This window comes from Micrococcus sp. NPDC078436, from assembly GCF_040702705.1.
GTDB lineage: Bacteria > Actinomycetota > Actinomycetes > Actinomycetales > Micrococcaceae > Micrococcus.
Genome location: NZ_JBFBLX010000033.1, coordinates 1 through 1,275, shown reverse-complemented (window position 1 = coordinate 1,275; position 1,275 = coordinate 1). Strand labels below are relative to the sequence as shown.

Below are 1,275 nucleotides of genomic sequence, written 5' to 3'. Positions count from 1 at the left end.
GGGACTGATGCGCGTGTAGGTGACATACGATCTGTGGTGTTCCCACACCGCAGGGAAGGATGTGCACCATGCCCGCCCCCTACCCCCAAGAGTTCCGCGACGACGTCGTCCGCGTCGCCCAGAACCGTGAGCCCGGCACCCACTTGAAGCAGATCGCGAAGGACTTCGGGATCAGCTTCTCCTGTCTGACGAACTGGATGCGCCAAGCCGAGATCGAAGCCGGCAACACCCCCGGCACCACCAAGGCCGAGGCCGAAGAACTCCGCGCAGCCCGCCGCAGGATCCGGCTGCTCGAGCAGGAGAACGAAGTTCTGCGCCGCGCCGCGGCGTACCTGTCTCAGGCGAACCTGCCGAAAAAATGATGTACCCGCTCGTGTCCGAGCTCGCTGTCGACCAGATCCCGGTCGCGGTGTCCTTGCGGGTCCTCAAGCTCGCCCGCCAGCCCTACTATCGCTGGCTTCAGAACCCTGTCACCACCGCGGAGGTGGAGGCCGCTCACCGGGCCAACGCCCTCCACGACGCCCACCAGAACGATCCCGAGTTCGGGTACCGGCTGCTGCGGGACGAGGCCGAGAATGCTGGCGCTCCGATGGCGGCCCGTACCGCCTGGCGGCTCTGCCACCAGAACGGGTGGCACTGCGCGTTCGGGGCCAAGCGCGGCAAGAACGGGCGCCGCCCAGGCCCGCCCGTGCACGATGACCGCGTCCGCCGGGACTTCTCTGCCGAAGAGCCCAACCGGCTGTGGCTGACCGACATCACGGAGCACCCCACCGGTGAGGGCAAGCTCTACCTCTGCGCGATCAAGGATCTCTACGCCGGCAGGATCGTGGGGTACTCCATGGCCGGCCGGATGCAGGCCTCGTTGGCCGTGAACGCGCTCGAGCAGGCCGTGGCCCGCCGTGGCGGCACCGCCGTGGTGGCCGGGTGCATCGTGCACTCGGACCGCGGCTCGCAGTTCCGCTCGACCCTATTCCAGGACGCCCTCACCGCCCACGGGCTGGTCGGGTCCATGGGCCAGGTCGGTGCTGCCGGGGACAACGCGGCCATGGAGTCCTTCTTCGCGTTGGTGCAGAAGAACGTGCTGGACCGACGCGACTGGGACACCCGGGACGAGCTGCGGGCCGGGATCATCACCTGGATCGAGCGGACCTACCACCGCCGCCGCCGGCAGGTGCGCCTGGGCCGATTGACGCCCGTCGAGTACGAGTTGATCATGGACCACACGCCCGCAGACCCGACGTGAAGACGCCTGTCACCTACACGTGCACCAGTCCC

At 68.2% G+C, this 1,275-nt stretch carries 1 protein-coding gene; it reads left to right on the top strand.

Going from position 1 to position 1,275, the window contains the following annotated elements; genetic code table 11:
• Positions 1 to 68 precede the first annotated feature (68 nt).
• Positions 69 to 1,243, top strand: a protein-coding gene (locus tag AB0302_RS11385; protein ID WP_366372171.1) for an IS3 family transposase whose coding sequence is annotated in 2 segments (ribosomal slippage) — positions 69 to 353 and positions 356 to 1,243 — 1,173 coding nt in all. Because the reading frame shifts where the segments join, the coding sequence is not laid out codon by codon here.
• Positions 1,244 to 1,275 lie beyond the last annotated feature (32 nt).